This is a genomic window from Kribbella sp. NPDC005582 (genome assembly GCF_040605415.1).
Classification (GTDB): domain Bacteria; phylum Actinomycetota; class Actinomycetes; order Propionibacteriales; family Kribbellaceae; genus Kribbella.
The window spans coordinates 17,475-32,986 of the sequence record NZ_JBEXCU010000012.1; the positions used below are offsets into that span (position 1 = coordinate 17,475).

Sequence of the window (15,512 nt, forward strand, 5' to 3'; positions counted from 1 at the left end):
GCGCCGCTATTGCGGTTGCTTGACGAAAAGGGATACGGGTCACGCATGCCTTCGTGCTGTGGGGGCCCAGGCTGATGCAGCTGACTACTGCGTCTAGGCCAAGTGCAAGCGGCCAGAGTCTTCGGACTCTGGCCCTTCGCTGTTTTTGGGCGCTGCTTGACGCCGTGCGGCGGACCCCGCACGATGTTCTTTAGCAGACCTGCCGAGCAGGTGGACTAGTCATCCACGGCAGATCAGTTAGAGGTGAATCCCTACCTCGTCAAGCAACGGTGGCGGCCCCCTCTTTTTTTGGGGGGGTCCCCACTGCCAACCGCAGAAAGGTGGTGGCTCCCGTGTTCAAACTGACGCGGAAGTATTCGCCCAAGGGCGATGGCTGGGTGTTCGTCATCATGCCCTTCAAGCAGAAGCTCGTCGGTCCGGAAGGGGACCAGAAGCTCTTCGACTTCGACGGCTTCTACGACAAGATCCTGGCGCCGACGATCGAGGCGGCTGGCCTCAAGCCGCGACGGGCCGACGGAATGTACGGCAAGGGCGGGATCCTCGAGACGATCTCTCAGGGGATCCAGGAGGCGGACCTCGTCCTGGCCGACTTCAGCGGCCGCAACCCCAACGTGTCGGCCGAACTCATGCTCAGCTTCGCGTTCGGCAAGCGCGTCGTCCTGATCAGCCAGCGGATGGACGATATCCCGATCGACTTCCAAGGCGACCGGGTGCAGAAGTACCCGGGCGACCTGAACTACCTGGACGTCGAGGAGTTCAGGCGCACCCTGGTGAAGGAACTCGTCGCCGTGCAGGCCGAACTACCCGACGAGATGGAGTTCGCTCCGCTCAAGGGCTTCGCTCCCGAGGACGCACCCGGCCAGGTGCTGTCGGTCGACCGCGAGCGCGCGGTCGTACAGATCGACGGCACGACCGACATCTACCTGCTGTCCGGCAGGGACGTCGACTGGAACCGGGTGGTGACCGACCTGACCAAGAAGTTCCGGGTTGGCCAGCCGGTCCGGGGCAGCATCGTGCACAACCCCGACGGCGGGAAGTTCTACTCGCTGCTCGACTACTCCAAGGGCAACCCCTGGATCTCCATCCAGGAGCAGTTCGAGGTCGGCAGCGTGATCACGAACTCCCCGGTCCGGAAGGTCCTGCCGGGCGTCGGTGCCTTCATCAAGGTCCGCGACGACGTCAACGCGCTGCTGCCGGAGAAGGAATTCAACGGCGCGTCGCCGCAGATGGGCGACTGCGTCGACGTGGCAATCACCCGCCTCGACGCGAACGAGCGCAAGGTCGCCGTGGCCTTGCGCGGGCGCGCGAAACCGGCCGACGTTCGCCCGATCGGGCCGATGCCCGAAGTCGGGTTCGCGACCTGGGCGACGGTCAGCAGGATCGTCCCCGAGGCCGACCACAAGGGCGGGTTCGTCCTGCTCCGGCTGCCGGGCTTTCCCCGGCTTGCGATGCTGCACGTCAGCCGGATGTCCACCGAGATCCGCGCGCTGTTCTCCTCGGGCAACCTGTCCGAGGACGAGGAGCTGTACGTGCGGGTCGTTGAGGTCTCGCCCGAGCGCGGCAAGACCCTCCTCGAGGACGTCGACCCGCCGGCCGTCGAGCCCGCGGTCGAGGACGTTCCGGACGTCGCATAGCGACCACCAGCGCGGCCCTCTCGCCGAAGGCGAGTGGGCCGCGCTCCCCCACTTCACGCCTCCCGAAGGGATGGATGACATGAAGCTCCGTACCACGATGGCCGCCACTGCGGCGGCTGTCCTCGCGGTCGCCGGCCTGAGCGCCACACCGGCCTTCGCCGACGACCCGGCCCCCACCTGTTACGGCGACTACTGCTCCGGTCAGGACCCCGCAGCGACGAACTGCGCGATCGGTGCTCGCACCATCTACTGGGTAGACCTCAGCGGTGCTCGCCTCGAGCTGCGCTGGTCCGACCGCTGCCAGACCAACTGGGCACGCTGGAACCAGTACCCGGTCGGGATGAAGTCCGACCAGCTGGTGACGCTGGCCGCCGTCCAGGAGACCGGCTACACCCAGACGTTCCAGCTCGGCGACGGGGTCAACGGGTCGCCAGAGGGAACGTACTGGTCACCGATGATCTACAGCCCGACGCTCAAGGTGAAGGCAGCCGCGACCGTGTGGTGTGGAGGCATGAGCCTCCTGGACGCGGCATTCGACTGCGCCACGAGCGGGAAGGTGGAGACGCCTGCAGGTTGATCGACCCATACAACGCGAAAGGCCTCGACCACCCGGTCGGGGCCTTTCGTCGTTGCAGACGGCGGGCTCAAAACCCGAGGACTGGGTGAATGTCGGGTCGGGCTATTGGTGCAAAGGTCAGATCCACGCGCCCCCGCACGTAGCTCGGAACTGGCGGTATACGGCAGTGATACCCCACAGTGCACTGCATGGCAGATGCACAACTGTGGGACGGCTTGTTCGGTGGGCTGATCGGAGCCTCGATCGGCGCCGTCCCGGCGACGCTGGCCCTCTTCAGCATGCGCAGGGCGAACAGGCATACAGCCGAGGCGAACAAGACGGCCGCCGCGGCGCTCGAAGAGGCGAAGAAGGCCAACGAGGCGACCGCGGCCGCGAACGAGATCGCCGCGGCAGCGCTGGAAGAGTCCAGACGATCATCAGCCGCTGCGGAGGCGGCGAACAAGATCTCCACCGATGCCTTGGCCGCCGCGAAGCGAGAAGCTGCTGCCGCCGAAGCGGCGAATCAGATCGCTACCACCGCGCTGGAGGAGGCAAGCCGCTCCCGCGAGCTGCAAGAGGCGCAGGCCCACCAGCAGGCCAAACCGAACCTCACTGTGGAGTGCGGCGACGTGCCTGACCAGGGGTGGATCCCCGTGCACGTCAGATGCGATGTCGCGTTCGATTCGGCCACCATCGCCCTGGTCGACGACGAAGTCCGCAAGCTGTTTGCAGGACTGGGCCCAGGACCGGACAACCCTCATCAGCACGAGTTCAGCCCCCAGCTCGACCTCCCCGCCACACCAGCTGGACGCAGCATCACCCGGGGCCTGTGGGTCTTCCACGCCGAACCGATCGAGGGGAAAACGGTCCGGTTCGTCTGCACAGTGACCAGGAAGGCCGGCCTGCCGCCTTGGGAGTACGTGATCCCGTACGAGTTCGAGCGCCCACCCAGGCTCTGGGGAACCTCTTGAAATGAGTCCGGGTCCCCTGCGGCTAACAGGAGACCCGGGGGACCGTGGATGCCAACCCAACATCGACAACCTCGGAAGTGTGGCCACCTGCGGTGACCGCTCAGCAAGAGTCGCTTCCCGGATCGAGGAATAGCTCGATCCGGGACGATCTCGGACAGAACACCACAGCGCGCAGTGGGGTGCGGATGGGTTCATCCGGGTTCAGTCGGGTCAACCGTGGTGCATACCTGCAGTGTTCACCACGTCAGACGCCTTTGTGCGCTGGTTTCGCTCGACAGGGGTTGGCACGGCGCTCGGTTCAAATGTCGGCGGAGTTCGTGCACCAAATCGCGTGGCCTACGTCACAGCGCCGCTCAGCGGGCGCTCTCATGCCCCGCTAAGGACCGCCGGACAGCCGGGACCTTTACGGATAGGTGCGTATCGATAACTCGTGAGAGTCGGCCACTTGACAGGCACCAGCGCAGGTCTGGTCAGACACCCACAGTCCGGCCTAGCGTTGTTCGCGCCCGGTTATTCGTGGGCCCATCAGTACGGAGCGGCTAACTCCGAGGACCCCCGCTTTGACCGTGCATGCCAACCCACATCAGGAGGCCGGCTCTTCGGAGCCGGCCTCCGCACCCGGCTCTTGTTGAGCCGGGGACAACTGAAGGGAGACCTTCGTGTCTCGCACTGTCAATGTGCCTCAGCCGCGAAGAAGGCTAGGGCCGGCGGTCGTGGTGATCATCTACCTGGGGCTGTTCTACAGCCTGCTCGGTGCTGCGGCGGGTGCTGCCGCCTGGTACGCCGACCGAACGGTCCAGCTCGCCGCGGTCTCGGCGCTCACCGCGGCGGCCATCGAGATGGCCAGGAGGCTGGTCGTGTTCGTCCAGCGCTGCTCGGTGGTGAAGGTATGACGATCTCACCGCAGGAGGAGGACTACCTCAACTGGTCACTGCTGACCACCTCGAACGCGGTCCAGATCTTCGCTGATCGTCTGAGCGAAGAGAAGAACCGCGCCGGCGTCACGTTCCGGGAGATCGCGGCCAGCGGGTACCGCGATCACTCCCAGATGGTCCGGGCGACCAAGGGCAAGGTGTTACCGACCTGGGAGGTGACGCAGGCGTTCCTGCTGGGCTGCGGAGTGGCGCGGCACAACCTGGGGCCGTGGCGGCAGTTCTGGCACGCCACACGCAGCTTCCTGGCAGCCGAGCAGCAGCTGCGCATGGCCAGCGTGGAGATGTCGGTGAACGCGTCGCTCGCGCGGCGCGGTTCCGGGGTCCGGCTCACCAAGGACTGGCTCGAGGTGCAGAAGGCCAACACCCCCGCCCAGTTCGGGCTGGCACTGCGGCATCTGCTGGAGCACTACGGGCTGCATTCTGCTCGTGATGCCGCGCAGGCCACCGGGGTGCCCAAGTCGACGCTGTCGGACTGGTTCGACGGCAAGCGGGTCCCGTCCGCGGTCCGACTCGACGCGTTGCTGACCAACGTCGGCGCCACCCAGAGAACACTGGACGAGTTTTCGAACTGCCTGGACCGGATCCGCGACCGGCGCTGGTCGCAGAGCGCGGTCGACCAGCTGAAGCAGCTGTACCCGCGTCTTGGGAAGTCGGCGCTCGTGTGGAGGCTGGGCAGGTCCGCGGACGCGATCCAGGAGAAGGTCGAGGAGCTCGGCTTGTCCTCGTCCCGGGCAGTCGCCAGCTGAACAGCAACAACACGAAGGGCCCCGGCGTGATGCCGGGGCCCTTCCCCGTCCCCGAGGCTCAGTCTGGGGGCCTGCGTCGTCTCTGCGATCAACTAGCCAGTGCCGGGGATTCAGGATCGGAGCTTCCCGAGCAGGATGCAGGTCGGCGGCCAGAGGCCGGCGAACAGCACGAGCGCCTCAGTGGGTACGCCGATCTTGCCGCCGATCAGCAGCAGGCCGCCGTACAGCAGTACGGCGATCACCACCAGTACTGCGTTGCCTGGTCGGTGCGGTTGTGGTCCGGGGGTGGGCGGGGGTTCTACGCTCATGGTGAAGCTCCAGTTCTCTTTGCGAGGGTTCTGCGGGTCTTCTCGAGGCGGTCCTCGTTCGAGCGGGGACCGCCTCACTCATCGGTGCGCACAACTCAGCAACTGCTCGGCGTACCACCAGCACGGTAAAACAATGGCCCAAGTGATTACGCAAAGTAACCGATCTCGTAGGCCGGGCAGCCGTCAGCTGGCGTCGGCTCGTCGGCCCGGTACGCCGGACTGGGCACAGATCACCCGCGCCATGTCTCGGGCCGCTGGCCGAACCATCCCGGTGATAACGGCCCTTATCCCAACCTTCAGGACCCCCGCAGGTCGACCGGCTGCTCAAATCACGCCTGAACCGGCCTCGACACGCCCGGCCGGACGCCGGACCTGATTTGCCCGTTATCACCGGTTGGTGAGCGTGGTGTGCCGCCGGATCGTCGGCTCGCGGTCCTACCGTCGATCCATGACCGCAGCCCGCACCGCCGCCGTACGCCGGCCGTCGTTGATGTCGTCGACCAGGCCGGCCAGCTCGAGGTCGACGTCGACCAGGTCGACGAGCAGCTGCTCGACGCGTGCCCTCGCGACCGGGCGGGCCTGGTGAGCCCGGCCGCGCTCGCGCTGTCCGGCGAGCACCCGATCGCCGGACAGATCCGTGACTTCCTGGCCGACCAGGAGTTTGCCGGCAAGGCCGGCAACACTATCCGCGCGTACCGCGGCGATCTGGTCCAGCTGGCCCAGCACACCGACCGCGACGTCGCCGGCGTCGACGCCGGCGTCCTGCGGTCGTGGGGCGCGGCGATCGCCGACCTGGCGCAAGGAACCCGGGCACGCAAGCAGGCCGCGGTCGCGGCGTTCCTGCGGTGGGCGGTCCGCAACGACCTGATCCTCGCGTCCCCGATGGACCGCTTCGAGCGGGTCGCCGTACCCGAAGGCGTCCCGCGCCCGGTCGACCCGAAGCGGATCCGGCGAGTCATCGACGCCATCCCGAAATCGAACCTGCGCGACCGGCTGTTGTACGAGATCCTCGACTCCACCGGGATCCGGATCGGCGAAGGCCTGCGCATCTACATCGAAGACCTCGACCTGACGCCGGGCGACGAGCACGTCCTGGTCCACGGCAAGGGCGGCGCGGTCCGCACGATCCTGCTGGACGACCCGCGAGTCGTGAACCTGGCGCGGCGGTACCTGCGCGAGACCGGCTGGACCCACGGGCCGCTGTTCCGCGCCACCCGCAACTGGAACGGCCAGCCGCTGTCGTACGCGACCGCGCAGGAGTCATGGGCGCGGTACCGGCACATCGCCGGCGAGGACGACCTCGAGCTGCACCAGCTGCGCCACACCCACGCCACCGAGCTGATCAAGGACGGCGTCAGCCTGCTCACGGTCAAGAAGCGCCTCGGGCACCGCAAGCTCCAGACCACGCTGGTCTACACCGAACACACCGACGCCGCCGTCGACGCCGAACTCCGAGCCCGGCAACGCCGCCGCGGCCGGACGCCGACCACGACCAGGAGAAGCGCGTGAAGACGAAACCACCGGCCACCGACACCGAGATCGCTGGCCTGGCCGCCGCCATCACAGCATTCGAGGCCGGCCTGCCCGCGAACGTCGGCCTGTCGGGTGACTGGCCCGAGCTCACCGACGTACGGAGCGAGCAGCTGCGCGAGATCCGCCGGCTCTTCACGATCGTCGACGAGCGCCAGCGTCCCCGGCCGGCCTGCATGGGCTGCAGCGGCCGTGGCTGGTTCTTCGTCGACCCCGACGACGTCCCTGACTGGCGGCCGTGCCGCCGCTGTCTCACCACCGGCCTGCAGTTGGAGCTCAGCACTGGAGGGAACAAGCCATGACCACCAGATCCTCGACGGGCAACGAGTCGTGGAGCTGCGATGACTGAGGCGGGGCGCTGGCGGGTTCGTCAGGAAGAGGTCGTGGACAACACGCACCGGATACAGCTGAGCATCGCGAAACTCACGCTGCCGGACGGGCACAACTCCGAGCAGTACGTATTGCGTTGTCCGCCAGCGGCGATGGTCCTTGCCACCAACGAATACGGGCAGGTTCTTCTCTTGTGGCGACATCGCTTCGTCATCGATAGATGGGGCTGGGAGCTGCCAGGTGGATACGTCGGACCTGATGAGGACAGCCAATCCGCGGCTGAGCGAGAGCTGATCGAAGAGACCGGGTGGCGAGCGGGCCGGCTTGAACGGTTGGTGACGTACCAACCGATGACGGGCATGGTCGACCATGAATGTGCCGTCTTCCTGGCAGAGGACGTTGCGCAGGTATCAGACAAGCGGGATGTGAACGAGTCTGCAGCGCAGTCCTGGATTTCGCTGACCGAAGCGGTCGGGATGATCGGAACTGGTGAGATCGTGGGGGCCGGCTCGGTCGCAGGCATCTTGGCCTTGCAGGTTCGCCGACTCACCGGATCCTGACAGATTGAGGGGCCCTGGAGACATCTCCAGGGCCCCTCAATCTGTCAGATCAGGACGCGGCGCGCCGCGGCGTTGCCCCTGGCGTGTAGAGATCACCGGTGAGAGCTTCCGCGGAAGTAATGAGCTGCTTGCGACCGATGAACCGGCTAGTCACCAACAGCCCCGCCGCATGAGCTTCCTCGCCTGCGTGGCTGTAGACAGCGTCCGTCACTACCCACGGAATCCATCCGTGCTCGAACGCGTCCGTGGCTGTCTTCAACACACAGGATTCGGTAGCGATGCCCACCACGACGAAGTCGGTCCAACCGTGGGATTCCGCGAGCTCAAGTCCCTCTGCGCTGAAGTACGAGTAGAGGTTCGGTTTGTCGAGGATCGCTACGGCGTCGTCCTCGAATTCCTGTAGCTCTGGGATCAGGTCGATTTCGGGTGAGGTCTCAAGTCGGGACCACCCGATCAGCCGCTCGAACAACGAGCCAGGGCTGTTGAGGAATCGAGTCAATACGTAAGGTCGGCCGGCATCTCGCCACTGCCGGACGAAGTCGACGACCGGGGGAATGATCGGGGCGGACTTCTCCGAGATGAACCCGTTCTGCATGTCGACGACGATCAGTACGGCGTTGTCAGAGTTCATTTTCCGGCCTCTCGCTCCGCGTCCCGGAGGATCTCGAGTGCTGAAGTCAGCAGTGTCTCAAGCTCACTCGTCTGCAGGATTGCTGTTCGCAATGACGACTCCTGGCTGGTCTCTTGGGGCTGCGCGCTGGTCAGCCTGGACCGGATGCCGCGCAACCAGCGCCAACCATACTCGGCTTCGACGTGTGCATCCTGGCCCGCTTCGATCTGCGATCTGAGGTGTTGGCAGAAGCACCACAGCCCTTGGACGACCAGCTCGAGGTCGATCAATGTGGTCGGATCGAGCGCGGTCCGAGTGGTCATCGGGTAGTAGGTCACGCCGGCCCAGCTGGCGTACCCGAGCGAAACTCCATACGTCCCGAAGTCGACGATGCGCGAGTTGTCGTAGCCGTCTTGGAGAAACGCTTGTTCAGCTAAGCGGGCACGCTCCAGCGTGCTGTCGTCCACCTCGCGATCCATAAGCACCCGTGGCGTGCACAGGAGACGCATCGCTGTTTCCAGTTGAGGGCCGTCCCACTTCGGTGTTTCCAACCAGAACGCACTGAGCACGTAGTCCGGAGCGCTCAGAATCTCAGCCACGAGGCTGGTCAGGTGCTCCCGGGCCCACGCCACCTCACGCTGATACGAGTGGTGCCGCCAGACGGCGAGGTCGGCGACGTGGGGTAGCTCCCGAGCCTCTTGTAGGTGATAGACCAGCGACCCCCAGGGGAAGCCGTACAGGGTGCAAATGCCATGGGGATGCTCGATCGACGCTCTCCAACCTGGAGTCCAGGTGGTGCTGAAGTGTTCGCCTTCGAGCGTGGTCTGCAACTTGGCTGCCGCTTCTGGACCGATGTATGCCGGGATGAACTTGTGGCTCTGCAGGGCATAGCACTCGCGGGTGGCGGAATCTGAGTTGGAGAAGTCAGAAAAGAGCTCGTGAGCTGGCGCCTCGTAGATCGTGCTGTAGAGCTTGACGTAGAGGTCGTCTGGGATCCGGACGCGGCCAGTTTCATGCCGGTAGATCGCCTTCTTCAGCGAGTCTCTATCCGGGATCGGCAGCCCGAGTTCACGCCCGGCCCGCTCGAACTCTGCAACTAGCCGTCCCCTGCTCCAGCCGCGCCGTTGGCGATGTCCCAGCAGTACGCCGTTTGCAGTTGGTTCCGGTGATGAAGCTTTGGGGGTGGACATCAGTCATGTCCCCCCTTGTCCATAGCTGTCGTCTACGGCGAAGACGCCAACTCGGTCAGCCTTACAGCATGGAATCGCAGCTGGTGGTGAGTGGTCAGTCGCTGGGAGTGATCGCTCCGGGCGACTCATCAGGCTTTCCCGCTGCCGCGGCGAGGCCGGGTGCGGTGCCAGTCGGGGACCGTCGTAGGACGCCACGCCGGGGATCGCCCGAAGTACCTGTCTGGCTTCGGTGCCTGACCGCGCGACACGTAGCTGTTCCAGGTGTCGCGCGAGACCGGCGCTCCCTCGTCGGCGAGGTAGCGCAGAACGTCCTCGACGGACCACCAGTCCGTTGGCAGAGCCTCATGTGTGGGGTTCATCAATACAAGCCTAGCTAGATCTAGCTCTTGCCGGAATACAAGCTCGACATGTACGGTCGAATACAAGTTCAACTTGTAGTCAGTGCGTCGCCCGGAGCTGGAGACCCGGCGACGGACAAGCCCCGAGATCGAAGACACGGAGGAAACCGACGTGACTGTTCGACCAGTTCGTACGCCGGCCGCACGCGACCGCGCGCACACAGAACTCACCGCAACCGTGGCACGCAAGAGCGCTCCGCCCGCGTGCAGCATGAGCGATGAGTTCACCCAGGAAGTCCAGCCCATAGGGCGCACGCTCGCCTTGATCGAGATGTGCCGCAGCTGCCCAGTTCTGGAGCAGTGCGCGGACCTCGCCACGCAGCTAATGCCACGAGACAAGGCCCACACCGTGACGGCCGGCGTCAGGTACGACGGCGCCGGCCGACCCGTTGACCTGACCAAGCTCGCTGCTCAGGCCGAGCTGGATCGCCGCCTTGCCGCACTCGGTGACGTCGCATGAGCCGCCTTCAACGCTGCCAGTGGTGCGGTGAGCGGCGCGAGTACCGCCGCTCTCGAGCAGCTGCTCGAGCTGCCCGCCGTCACCGCTGCACCGACGTAGCCCCCAACCCGCACACCAACCCTCACGAAAGGAGTTACTGACATGTCCTGGTTCCTGATGACCGCGTTCGGGGCGGCCGCGATGTTCTGCATGCGGTTCACCCCGCCGAAGGTCGACTTCATCCTCGTCCGGGTAGCCGGATTCTCGTTCGTCGGCGCCGGCCTGATCGGCGCCGCCGGCTGGGTTGGCGGACTGATCAACGGAACTCTTGGCTGGCTGTTCCGGTTCATCAACGACCTGTCCAACAGCGCGCTCGGTACCGGCGTCGCCTGGATCGTCGCAGCGGCGATCGCCGGCCTGTGGATCGGCGGCATGCTGCCGGACAAGGTCTTCTCCTACGATCCGCCGGACTGGCTGGTCATCGCCGGTCTGATCGTCCCGGCCCTGGTCGCGAAGGTGCCCGGTAAGGCCGGTAGTGCGTTCGACACCGTCATCACGGCCGGCGGTCAAGGCCTGACCGACATGGTTGGGCGGTTGTTCTGATGGAGATCTTGATCATCGGCCTGATCGCCTACCTGGTTGTCTCCCCCGACCCGATCTCCCTCGCCTTCAGCCGCGGACTGTTCGGCGCCGCGCGAGGTGCCGCGACCGGCAGGACCCCGAAGTCCCGCAAGTCGTCCCCCCGCGGGCGGGCGATGTTCGCTGGGTGGCGCGAGGGCGTTGCCGCCGCGCGTGAGCGTCGCGAGGCCGGCCGTGACCTGTGGACGCGTGGATCCCGCGTCGGCGGTCGTGTCGCAGGTGGTACGGCAAGCCTCGCTCACGGCATCCGTGACTCGATCGTCGCCCGTCTGGCTCGCCAGGCCCAGGACGGCGCTGAGGCCGCTTCGAACCCGGACGCGTCGCCCTCAAGCCGTGGCTGGGCCGGTCCTCGCACAGTCGGCCGACCACGTACCGCGCCCACCAGTGACGCCGCCGGCGCGGTCGTCGACCAAGACGGCAACGACGTCACTCCCACAGCTGGTGAGGCCGCAGCTGCACCAAGGGCAGCTGCTGAGACGCCGATGCCCGATGCGGCCGCCCCCGAGGCGACCACTCCGGAAAAGACACCTGAGTCCGAGGCAGCCTCCCCCGAAGCGGCGCCCGAGGCAGCCACTCCAGAAGCGGCGACATCCGAGGCAGCTACGCCGGAGGCAGCCGCTGAAGCCCCGGAGACCTCCCCGGCGGCGGCCACGTCCGACCCAACCCCACAGACCCCGGAAACGGCCACTGAGCCGACTCCGGAACCGGCGCCGACCGGCGCCAGCACTCCCAACCCGCACAGCACCATCACCACCGCATCGAACGGAGCAAAGCCCATGTCTCTCGGGACCACTGAACTGTCGAACATCGACGACTACGAGAAGGAGCTCAAGGCGGTCGAGGCTGCGTTCGGCCTCGTGGCGGAAGCGATGGCATCGATCCGCACCTGGGCCGTCAACCTGCCGGACCGCTGGTCGGCGGCGAACTGGGGAACGGCCGGCCTCGACAGGTCCGTGGCGAGCATCGCGGAGTCGGTCGGTGCCCTGCGGATGCCCGCTGTCACCGAGACCTTCTCGTCGGCCAAGGCCGAAGTGACGAAGGCCCGCGGTCTGGGTGAAGCCGCTGCGTCGGTCCAGGCACGCGGCAAGACCGAGGCGTTCCGCGGCCAGTAACCCCAACCGTCCCGGCTCCCCAAAAGGGGGCGACGGCTCACGACCGGGCCGGGACACCACAAGCCAAGCGAGATCACACGAGGAAGGCCCCCCGATGGTGAAGAAGCACCGCCCCGCGACCCCGGCCGCCGCGCCGGGAGCTGCCTCTGGGCGCCGCGCCCGCCAGTCGTCATGGCTCACCGCCAAGGCAGGCACCCAAACCCCTCGGATATCTGCCCCGCAGGCCCTCGTGCCGGGATCTGCCGAGTGGCTGACCACCCCCGGCACCTATACGACCTCAAAGCGGCGGAAGAAGGCCGGCCCCGGCAACGCCGTCGTTCCCGTCGCTTCTCCGCAGCTGCCCCAGCTCGGTACCGCGGCGACCGCCGTCCCCGGCCTGGTCCCCCCGCCCGGGACGGCGCTGGTCCAGGTTCAGCCCGCCGGCCTTCCTGCACGCCGACCCGGCGACCAGGCCGCCGAAGCGCTCGCAACCGCCCAGCGACTGGCGTGGCGCTACCGCTGGCAGCTCACCCCGATTGCTGCCAGCACTGGGACTGCGATCGGTGCCGGCGCGATCTCGCCGCTGCTGACCGTGCTCGGGCTGGGCGCTCTCGCCGGCGCGGGATATCTGACGGCTGCGAAGGGCCCGGACGAGCTCGCCGGCCGGGTGTGGCTGTCGCGCCTCGAGCGAGCGATCGTCGGCCGCTGGGCGGCCGGTGCCGGCGTGTGGTCGGCAGGACTCGGCATCGCCAACGCTGCCGGGATGCACTGGACCGTCACCGGAGTCCTGGTCGCGGCCAGCGCGCTCGGTGTCCTCACCGGTACGCCGGTCGTCGCCTGGCTGAAGTCGCGTCAGATCCGCGATGCCGACGTCGTCGACGGCGAGACCAAGCCGCGATCCGACGCCGCTGTTCAGCTCGCGGCAGCCTGGCCGACCGCCGTCGCCCTCAACGGCCCCGACAAGCTTCAGGGATCCGCGATCGTCGACCTGGACGAGCCCGACCCCGGAACGATCGTCGCCGTCGTGCAGCTGCGTGCCGACGTCCACGCCGAAGACGTCGCCAACGCCGACACCCGCAAGTGGCTCGAGCGGGCCCTGCACATGGGAGTCGGTACGGCGAAGGTCACCACGGTGCGCGACAACGCCGGCCAGGTCGAGTTGGTGCTGACTCCGTCGCGCCAGCTGGAGAAGGTCTCCAAGCGCTGGGCCGGGCCGCGGCTGTACGACGACGGCCGCGCCCCGATCGCCGTCAACACAGCCGGTCGCGAGGTCTGCATCCGCCTGTTCGACCAGTCCGGCGTCCGGCACGGCTTCCTCATCGGATCCAGCAACGCCGGGAAGTCGAACGCGGCCAACGTGATCCTGCTGCCGCTGGTGCTGTCAGGACGATCGGTGATGTTCCACGCCGACGGCAAGCGCGGCACGTCCAGCCCCGAACTCGCCGCGGTGATGGACCTGGCCGGCCACGAACCCGACGAGTGGCGCCGAGCGATCCGGATCGCCCACCGGGTCCTGGTGGCACGCGAGAAGCGCTACGGCCAGGCGGGCTTCTCGAAGTTCGACATGAACGGCAAGGACCCGGTGCTCGAGCTGGTGCTCGACGAGGGCCGCACGATCCAGGAAGTGATCGACGGTAAGCCGGAAGAGCGGATGGTGGAGGCGATCTCCGAGCGCGGCCGGTCCAACGGCGTCTCGCTCAAGCTCGTTGCCCAGAACGCAGAAGCCGGCCAGGTGCCGGGCGGGATGAACGTCAAGACGAACCTCATGGGTGCGAACGGGTTCGTGATCGGGCTCCGTCCCGGTACGGCGTCCGGCGCCACCATGACGCTGTCCGCGACATCGGAAGAGGTCGACCTGCGCAGCCTGCCCGAGGGTGGCGGCTGGGGCGCGATCCTGGACGCCGGCGTCGTCGCCTCCGACCGTGCGCGGCTGGAGTTCATCGCGAACCACGAGGAGATCGCGCCGTACCTGGAGGGGTTCGTCCCGCGCACCCTGACCGGCGAGGACCTGATTGCGGCTGACGGGCCGGGCGAAGGTGGCGACACCGCTACGGGGCTGTACTCGGGACGGTTCACCGGCGCGGACTGGCTCAAGCGGATGGAGCGGGCACGAGCTGGAGCGTCTGCGGTACACGAGACGCCGACTCTGACGGTCGTCAAGGACCGCGAGTCGGTCCAGGTGTCGACGCCGCCGCCGACCGGTTCGATGAACGGATTCGACGTTGCTGAGCTCGCCAACCGGGCCGCGGCGAGCGTCTTGTCCATCACGGCCGCGAAGGTCGAGCAGGGCGAGCAGTCGCGGCAAGACGTCGTCGACGCACTGCGGGATGCCGGCGCCGCTGGCGCAACCCGAGCCGACGTCCAGAACGCGACCGGGCTCTCGAAGGCGATGACGAACAAGCACATTCGCGCGCTGATCGACGAGGGACGAGCTGTCCGTGACGGCGAGCGCGTGCGCCCGGTCGACGTCGACGAGGTGGGCGCATGATCACCAACGTGCCCGGTGTGGCGGCGCGAATCCTGGCGCGTCCGGTTCTAGGGTTAACCAAGTTTCGTGCCACCGCGCACCAGGAGGATCGATGGGCCGAAGGGGACCGCAAGCAAGCGGCAAGCCACGTGACCCCGTTGTGGGTGTGCGGGTGCCGCCGTCCGATCGTGAAGCACTGCGACGTCTTGCAGCTGCCGATGGCGCGAAGCCATCAGACCTTGCTCGTGAAGCCATTCGCCGTTACCTCGAGGCCCGTCAGGAAGACCTGGTGGCGTCGTGACGACCTAGCAACGACGAAGCGGCCCGGTTTTGCCAACCGGGCCGCTGTCAATCCGTGGGATCGCACTCCTACGGGTGTTCGTAGCTCCTCACGCGGTTTGCCGGCCGCGTAGCTGAGGAGCCCTGTCCCAGACCTCTCATGACCTAAGGACGTCTTCAAATGTACGGGACTGACCCCCGTTCTGTCGTGTTGCACCTGTCACCCGACGAGCCGTGTTTGCCGGGTGACCGAGCGGAACTGATCCGCCAGCTGGAAGCCGAGCGCGTCCCCAACGGGCGCGCGTTCAGCTGGCATCCCGGCGCCCCGCAGACGGCGGCCGACCCGCCACCAGCCGCCGATGACTCGCTGGCCGCCGTCGTCGAGCGCCGCCGGGCGCTGCTCGCAGCCCTGGACGAGTCCACCCCCGCCGACTGGGACCGGCGTACCGCGCGGGTGGTCGCGTGACGAAACTGACCGCTCCGACCAGCCGGGCTCGAGCTGATGTCGGGGTTGTCCTGGCGTTTGCCGGGACAACCCAGCTCAGCCAGCACGCCGACGTCCGCGTCGTCGGACGCCAGCTGCGAGCCAAAGCTCACCGGGCCCTTGCCCGTGACCGCGGCGAGCGCCGGACGATCGAGCGGGAGGCCGTTCCGGGCGCGTACGCGAACCTGCCGGCATGGACGCACCGAGACCAGTGGCTCTCCCTGGTCGAGATCGCCGCGGAAGCCTGGTTCCCAGAGCAGATCCACCGCCAGGTGCGCATTGCAACGCTGCTCAAGTTCGCTGCCCTAGTCGCTGCCCACGCTGACGACGCCACCGGCCGCACCT

The 15,512-nt window shown here is 67.0% G+C and carries 18 protein-coding genes; 14 read left to right on the forward strand and 4 right to left on the reverse strand.

Features of this window, described 5'->3' with window-relative positions; translation table 11 throughout:
* Nucleotides 1-332: 332 nt before the first annotated feature.
* From ABZS29_RS38505 to ABZS29_RS38525, 5 genes are all read left to right on the forward strand, one after another.
* A complete protein-coding gene (locus tag ABZS29_RS38505; RefSeq protein WP_355470010.1) occupies nucleotides 333-1,634 on the forward strand; it encodes a hypothetical protein in 1,302 nt (433 codons plus the stop codon).
* A 79-nt stretch (nucleotides 1,635-1,713) separates the two neighbouring features.
* Nucleotides 1,714-2,211 (forward strand): DUF2690 domain-containing protein, encoded by a 498-nt coding sequence (locus tag ABZS29_RS38510; protein WP_355470011.1) that lies wholly within the window; start codon nucleotides 1,714-1,716, stop codon nucleotides 2,209-2,211.
* A gap of 188 nt (nucleotides 2,212-2,399) precedes the next feature.
* On the forward strand, nucleotides 2,400-3,161 hold the full coding sequence (locus ABZS29_RS38515) for a hypothetical protein (RefSeq protein ID WP_355470012.1): 762 nt from the start codon (nucleotides 2,400-2,402) through the stop codon (nucleotides 3,159-3,161).
* Nucleotides 3,162-3,820: 659 nt separating this feature from the next.
* Nucleotides 3,821-4,054 (forward strand): hypothetical protein, encoded by a 234-nt coding sequence (locus ABZS29_RS38520; RefSeq protein ID WP_355470013.1) that lies wholly within the window; start codon nucleotides 3,821-3,823, stop codon nucleotides 4,052-4,054.
* On the forward strand, nucleotides 4,051-4,842 hold the full coding sequence (locus ABZS29_RS38525) for a helix-turn-helix transcriptional regulator (RefSeq protein ID WP_355470014.1): 792 nt from the start codon (nucleotides 4,051-4,053) through the stop codon (nucleotides 4,840-4,842). The genes ABZS29_RS38520 and ABZS29_RS38525 overlap by 4 nt, the downstream gene beginning before the upstream one ends.
* A gap of 110 nt (nucleotides 4,843-4,952) precedes the next feature.
* On the opposite strand, the gene ABZS29_RS38530 is transcribed toward ABZS29_RS38525, so the two are convergent.
* A complete protein-coding gene (locus ABZS29_RS38530; RefSeq protein ID WP_355470015.1) occupies nucleotides 4,953-5,150 on the reverse strand; it encodes a hypothetical protein in 198 nt (65 codons plus the stop codon).
* 408 nt (nucleotides 5,151-5,558) lie between these two features.
* Here ABZS29_RS38530 and ABZS29_RS38535 point away from each other — a divergent pair, with 408 nt between their 5' ends.
* Genes ABZS29_RS38535 through ABZS29_RS38545 form a run of 3 tightly spaced genes read left to right on the forward strand, consistent with a single transcriptional unit; the run spans nucleotide 5,559 to nucleotide 7,570 of the window.
* Entirely contained in the window at nucleotides 5,559-6,659 is a 1,101-nt protein-coding gene (locus ABZS29_RS38535; RefSeq protein ID WP_355470016.1) for a tyrosine-type recombinase/integrase, read from the forward strand.
* The gene (locus ABZS29_RS38540) at nucleotides 6,656-6,982 is read left to right on the forward strand and encodes a hypothetical protein (RefSeq protein WP_355470017.1); all 327 of its coding nucleotides are present in this window, start codon (nucleotides 6,656-6,658) and stop codon (nucleotides 6,980-6,982) included. Before ABZS29_RS38535 ends, ABZS29_RS38540 begins: the two co-directional genes overlap by 4 nt.
* A 39-nt stretch (nucleotides 6,983-7,021) precedes the next feature.
* A complete protein-coding gene (locus tag ABZS29_RS38545; protein WP_355470018.1) occupies nucleotides 7,022-7,570 on the forward strand; it encodes an NUDIX hydrolase in 549 nt (182 codons plus the stop codon).
* A gap of 49 nt (nucleotides 7,571-7,619) precedes the next feature.
* Here ABZS29_RS38545 and ABZS29_RS38550 read toward each other — a convergent pair whose 3' ends face one another.
* From ABZS29_RS38550 to ABZS29_RS38560, 3 genes are all read right to left on the reverse strand, one after another.
* Entirely contained in the window at nucleotides 7,620-8,201 is a 582-nt protein-coding gene (locus tag ABZS29_RS38550; RefSeq protein ID WP_355470019.1) for an isochorismatase family cysteine hydrolase, read from the reverse strand.
* Nucleotides 8,198-9,370: a hypothetical protein gene (locus tag ABZS29_RS38555; RefSeq protein ID WP_355470020.1), complete on the reverse strand. Its 1,173-nt coding sequence runs from the start codon at nucleotides 9,368-9,370 to the stop codon at nucleotides 8,198-8,200. The genes ABZS29_RS38550 and ABZS29_RS38555 overlap by 4 nt, the downstream gene beginning before the upstream one ends.
* A gap of 128 nt (nucleotides 9,371-9,498) precedes the next feature.
* Complete coding sequence (locus ABZS29_RS38560) at nucleotides 9,499-9,729, reverse strand: hypothetical protein (protein WP_355470021.1); 231 nt, start codon at nucleotides 9,727-9,729, stop codon at nucleotides 9,499-9,501.
* Between the two features lie 151 nt (nucleotides 9,730-9,880).
* Here ABZS29_RS38560 and ABZS29_RS38565 point away from each other — a divergent pair, with 151 nt between their 5' ends.
* From ABZS29_RS38565 to ABZS29_RS38590, 6 genes are all read left to right on the forward strand, one after another.
* A complete protein-coding gene (locus ABZS29_RS38565; RefSeq protein ID WP_355470022.1) occupies nucleotides 9,881-10,228 on the forward strand; it encodes a hypothetical protein in 348 nt (115 codons plus the stop codon).
* Between the two features lie 141 nt (nucleotides 10,229-10,369).
* Nucleotides 10,370-10,810 carry a hypothetical protein gene (locus ABZS29_RS38570; protein WP_355470023.1) on the forward strand — a complete coding sequence of 147 codons (441 nt, stop codon included), beginning with the start codon at nucleotides 10,370-10,372 and terminating at the stop codon, nucleotides 10,808-10,810.
* Nucleotides 10,810-11,958 carry a hypothetical protein gene (locus ABZS29_RS38575; RefSeq protein ID WP_355470024.1) on the forward strand — a complete coding sequence of 383 codons (1,149 nt, stop codon included), beginning with the start codon at nucleotides 10,810-10,812 and terminating at the stop codon, nucleotides 11,956-11,958. The genes ABZS29_RS38570 and ABZS29_RS38575 overlap by 1 nt, the downstream gene beginning before the upstream one ends.
* A gap of 94 nt (nucleotides 11,959-12,052) precedes the next feature.
* A complete protein-coding gene (locus tag ABZS29_RS38580) occupies nucleotides 12,053-14,425 on the forward strand; it encodes a hypothetical protein (protein ID WP_355470025.1) in 2,373 nt (790 codons plus the stop codon).
* A 439-nt stretch (nucleotides 14,426-14,864) separates the two neighbouring features.
* Entirely contained in the window at nucleotides 14,865-15,149 is a 285-nt protein-coding gene (locus ABZS29_RS38585) for a hypothetical protein (protein ID WP_355470026.1), read from the forward strand.
* A partial coding sequence (locus ABZS29_RS38590) for a hypothetical protein (RefSeq protein ID WP_355470027.1) occupies nucleotides 15,146-15,512 on the forward strand: 367 nt, incomplete at its 3' end. The genes ABZS29_RS38585 and ABZS29_RS38590, both read left to right, overlap by 4 nt.

What these genes read in the sequence shown, in the direction of transcription:
- ABZS29_RS38585 (WP_355470026.1), top strand. Translation starts at nt 14,865, where the DNA reads ATGTACGGGACTGACCCCCGTTCTGTCGTGTTGCACCTGTCACCCGAC.
- ABZS29_RS38550 (WP_355470019.1), bottom strand. Translation starts at nt 8,201, where the DNA reads ATGAACTCTGACAACGCCGTACTGATCGTCGTCGACATGCAGAACGGG.
- ABZS29_RS38555 (WP_355470020.1), bottom strand. Translation starts at nt 9,370, where the DNA reads ATGTCCACCCCCAAAGCTTCATCACCGGAACCAACTGCAAACGGCGTA.
- ABZS29_RS38515 (WP_355470012.1), top strand. Translation starts at nt 2,400, where the DNA reads ATGGCAGATGCACAACTGTGGGACGGCTTGTTCGGTGGGCTGATCGGA.
- ABZS29_RS38570 (WP_355470023.1), top strand. Translation starts at nt 10,370, where the DNA reads ATGTCCTGGTTCCTGATGACCGCGTTCGGGGCGGCCGCGATGTTCTGC.
- ABZS29_RS38575 (WP_355470024.1), top strand. Translation starts at nt 10,810, where the DNA reads ATGGAGATCTTGATCATCGGCCTGATCGCCTACCTGGTTGTCTCCCCC.
- ABZS29_RS38530 (WP_355470015.1), bottom strand. Translation starts at nt 5,150, where the DNA reads ATGAGCGTAGAACCCCCGCCCACCCCCGGACCACAACCGCACCGACCA.
- ABZS29_RS38525 (WP_355470014.1), top strand. Translation starts at nt 4,051, where the DNA reads ATGACGATCTCACCGCAGGAGGAGGACTACCTCAACTGGTCACTGCTG.
- ABZS29_RS38560 (WP_355470021.1), bottom strand. Translation starts at nt 9,729, where the DNA reads ATGAACCCCACACATGAGGCTCTGCCAACGGACTGGTGGTCCGTCGAG.
- ABZS29_RS38510 (WP_355470011.1), top strand. Translation starts at nt 1,714, where the DNA reads ATGAAGCTCCGTACCACGATGGCCGCCACTGCGGCGGCTGTCCTCGCG.
- ABZS29_RS38580 (WP_355470025.1), top strand. Translation starts at nt 12,053, where the DNA reads ATGGTGAAGAAGCACCGCCCCGCGACCCCGGCCGCCGCGCCGGGAGCT.
- ABZS29_RS38545 (WP_355470018.1), top strand. Translation starts at nt 7,022, where the DNA reads ATGACTGAGGCGGGGCGCTGGCGGGTTCGTCAGGAAGAGGTCGTGGAC.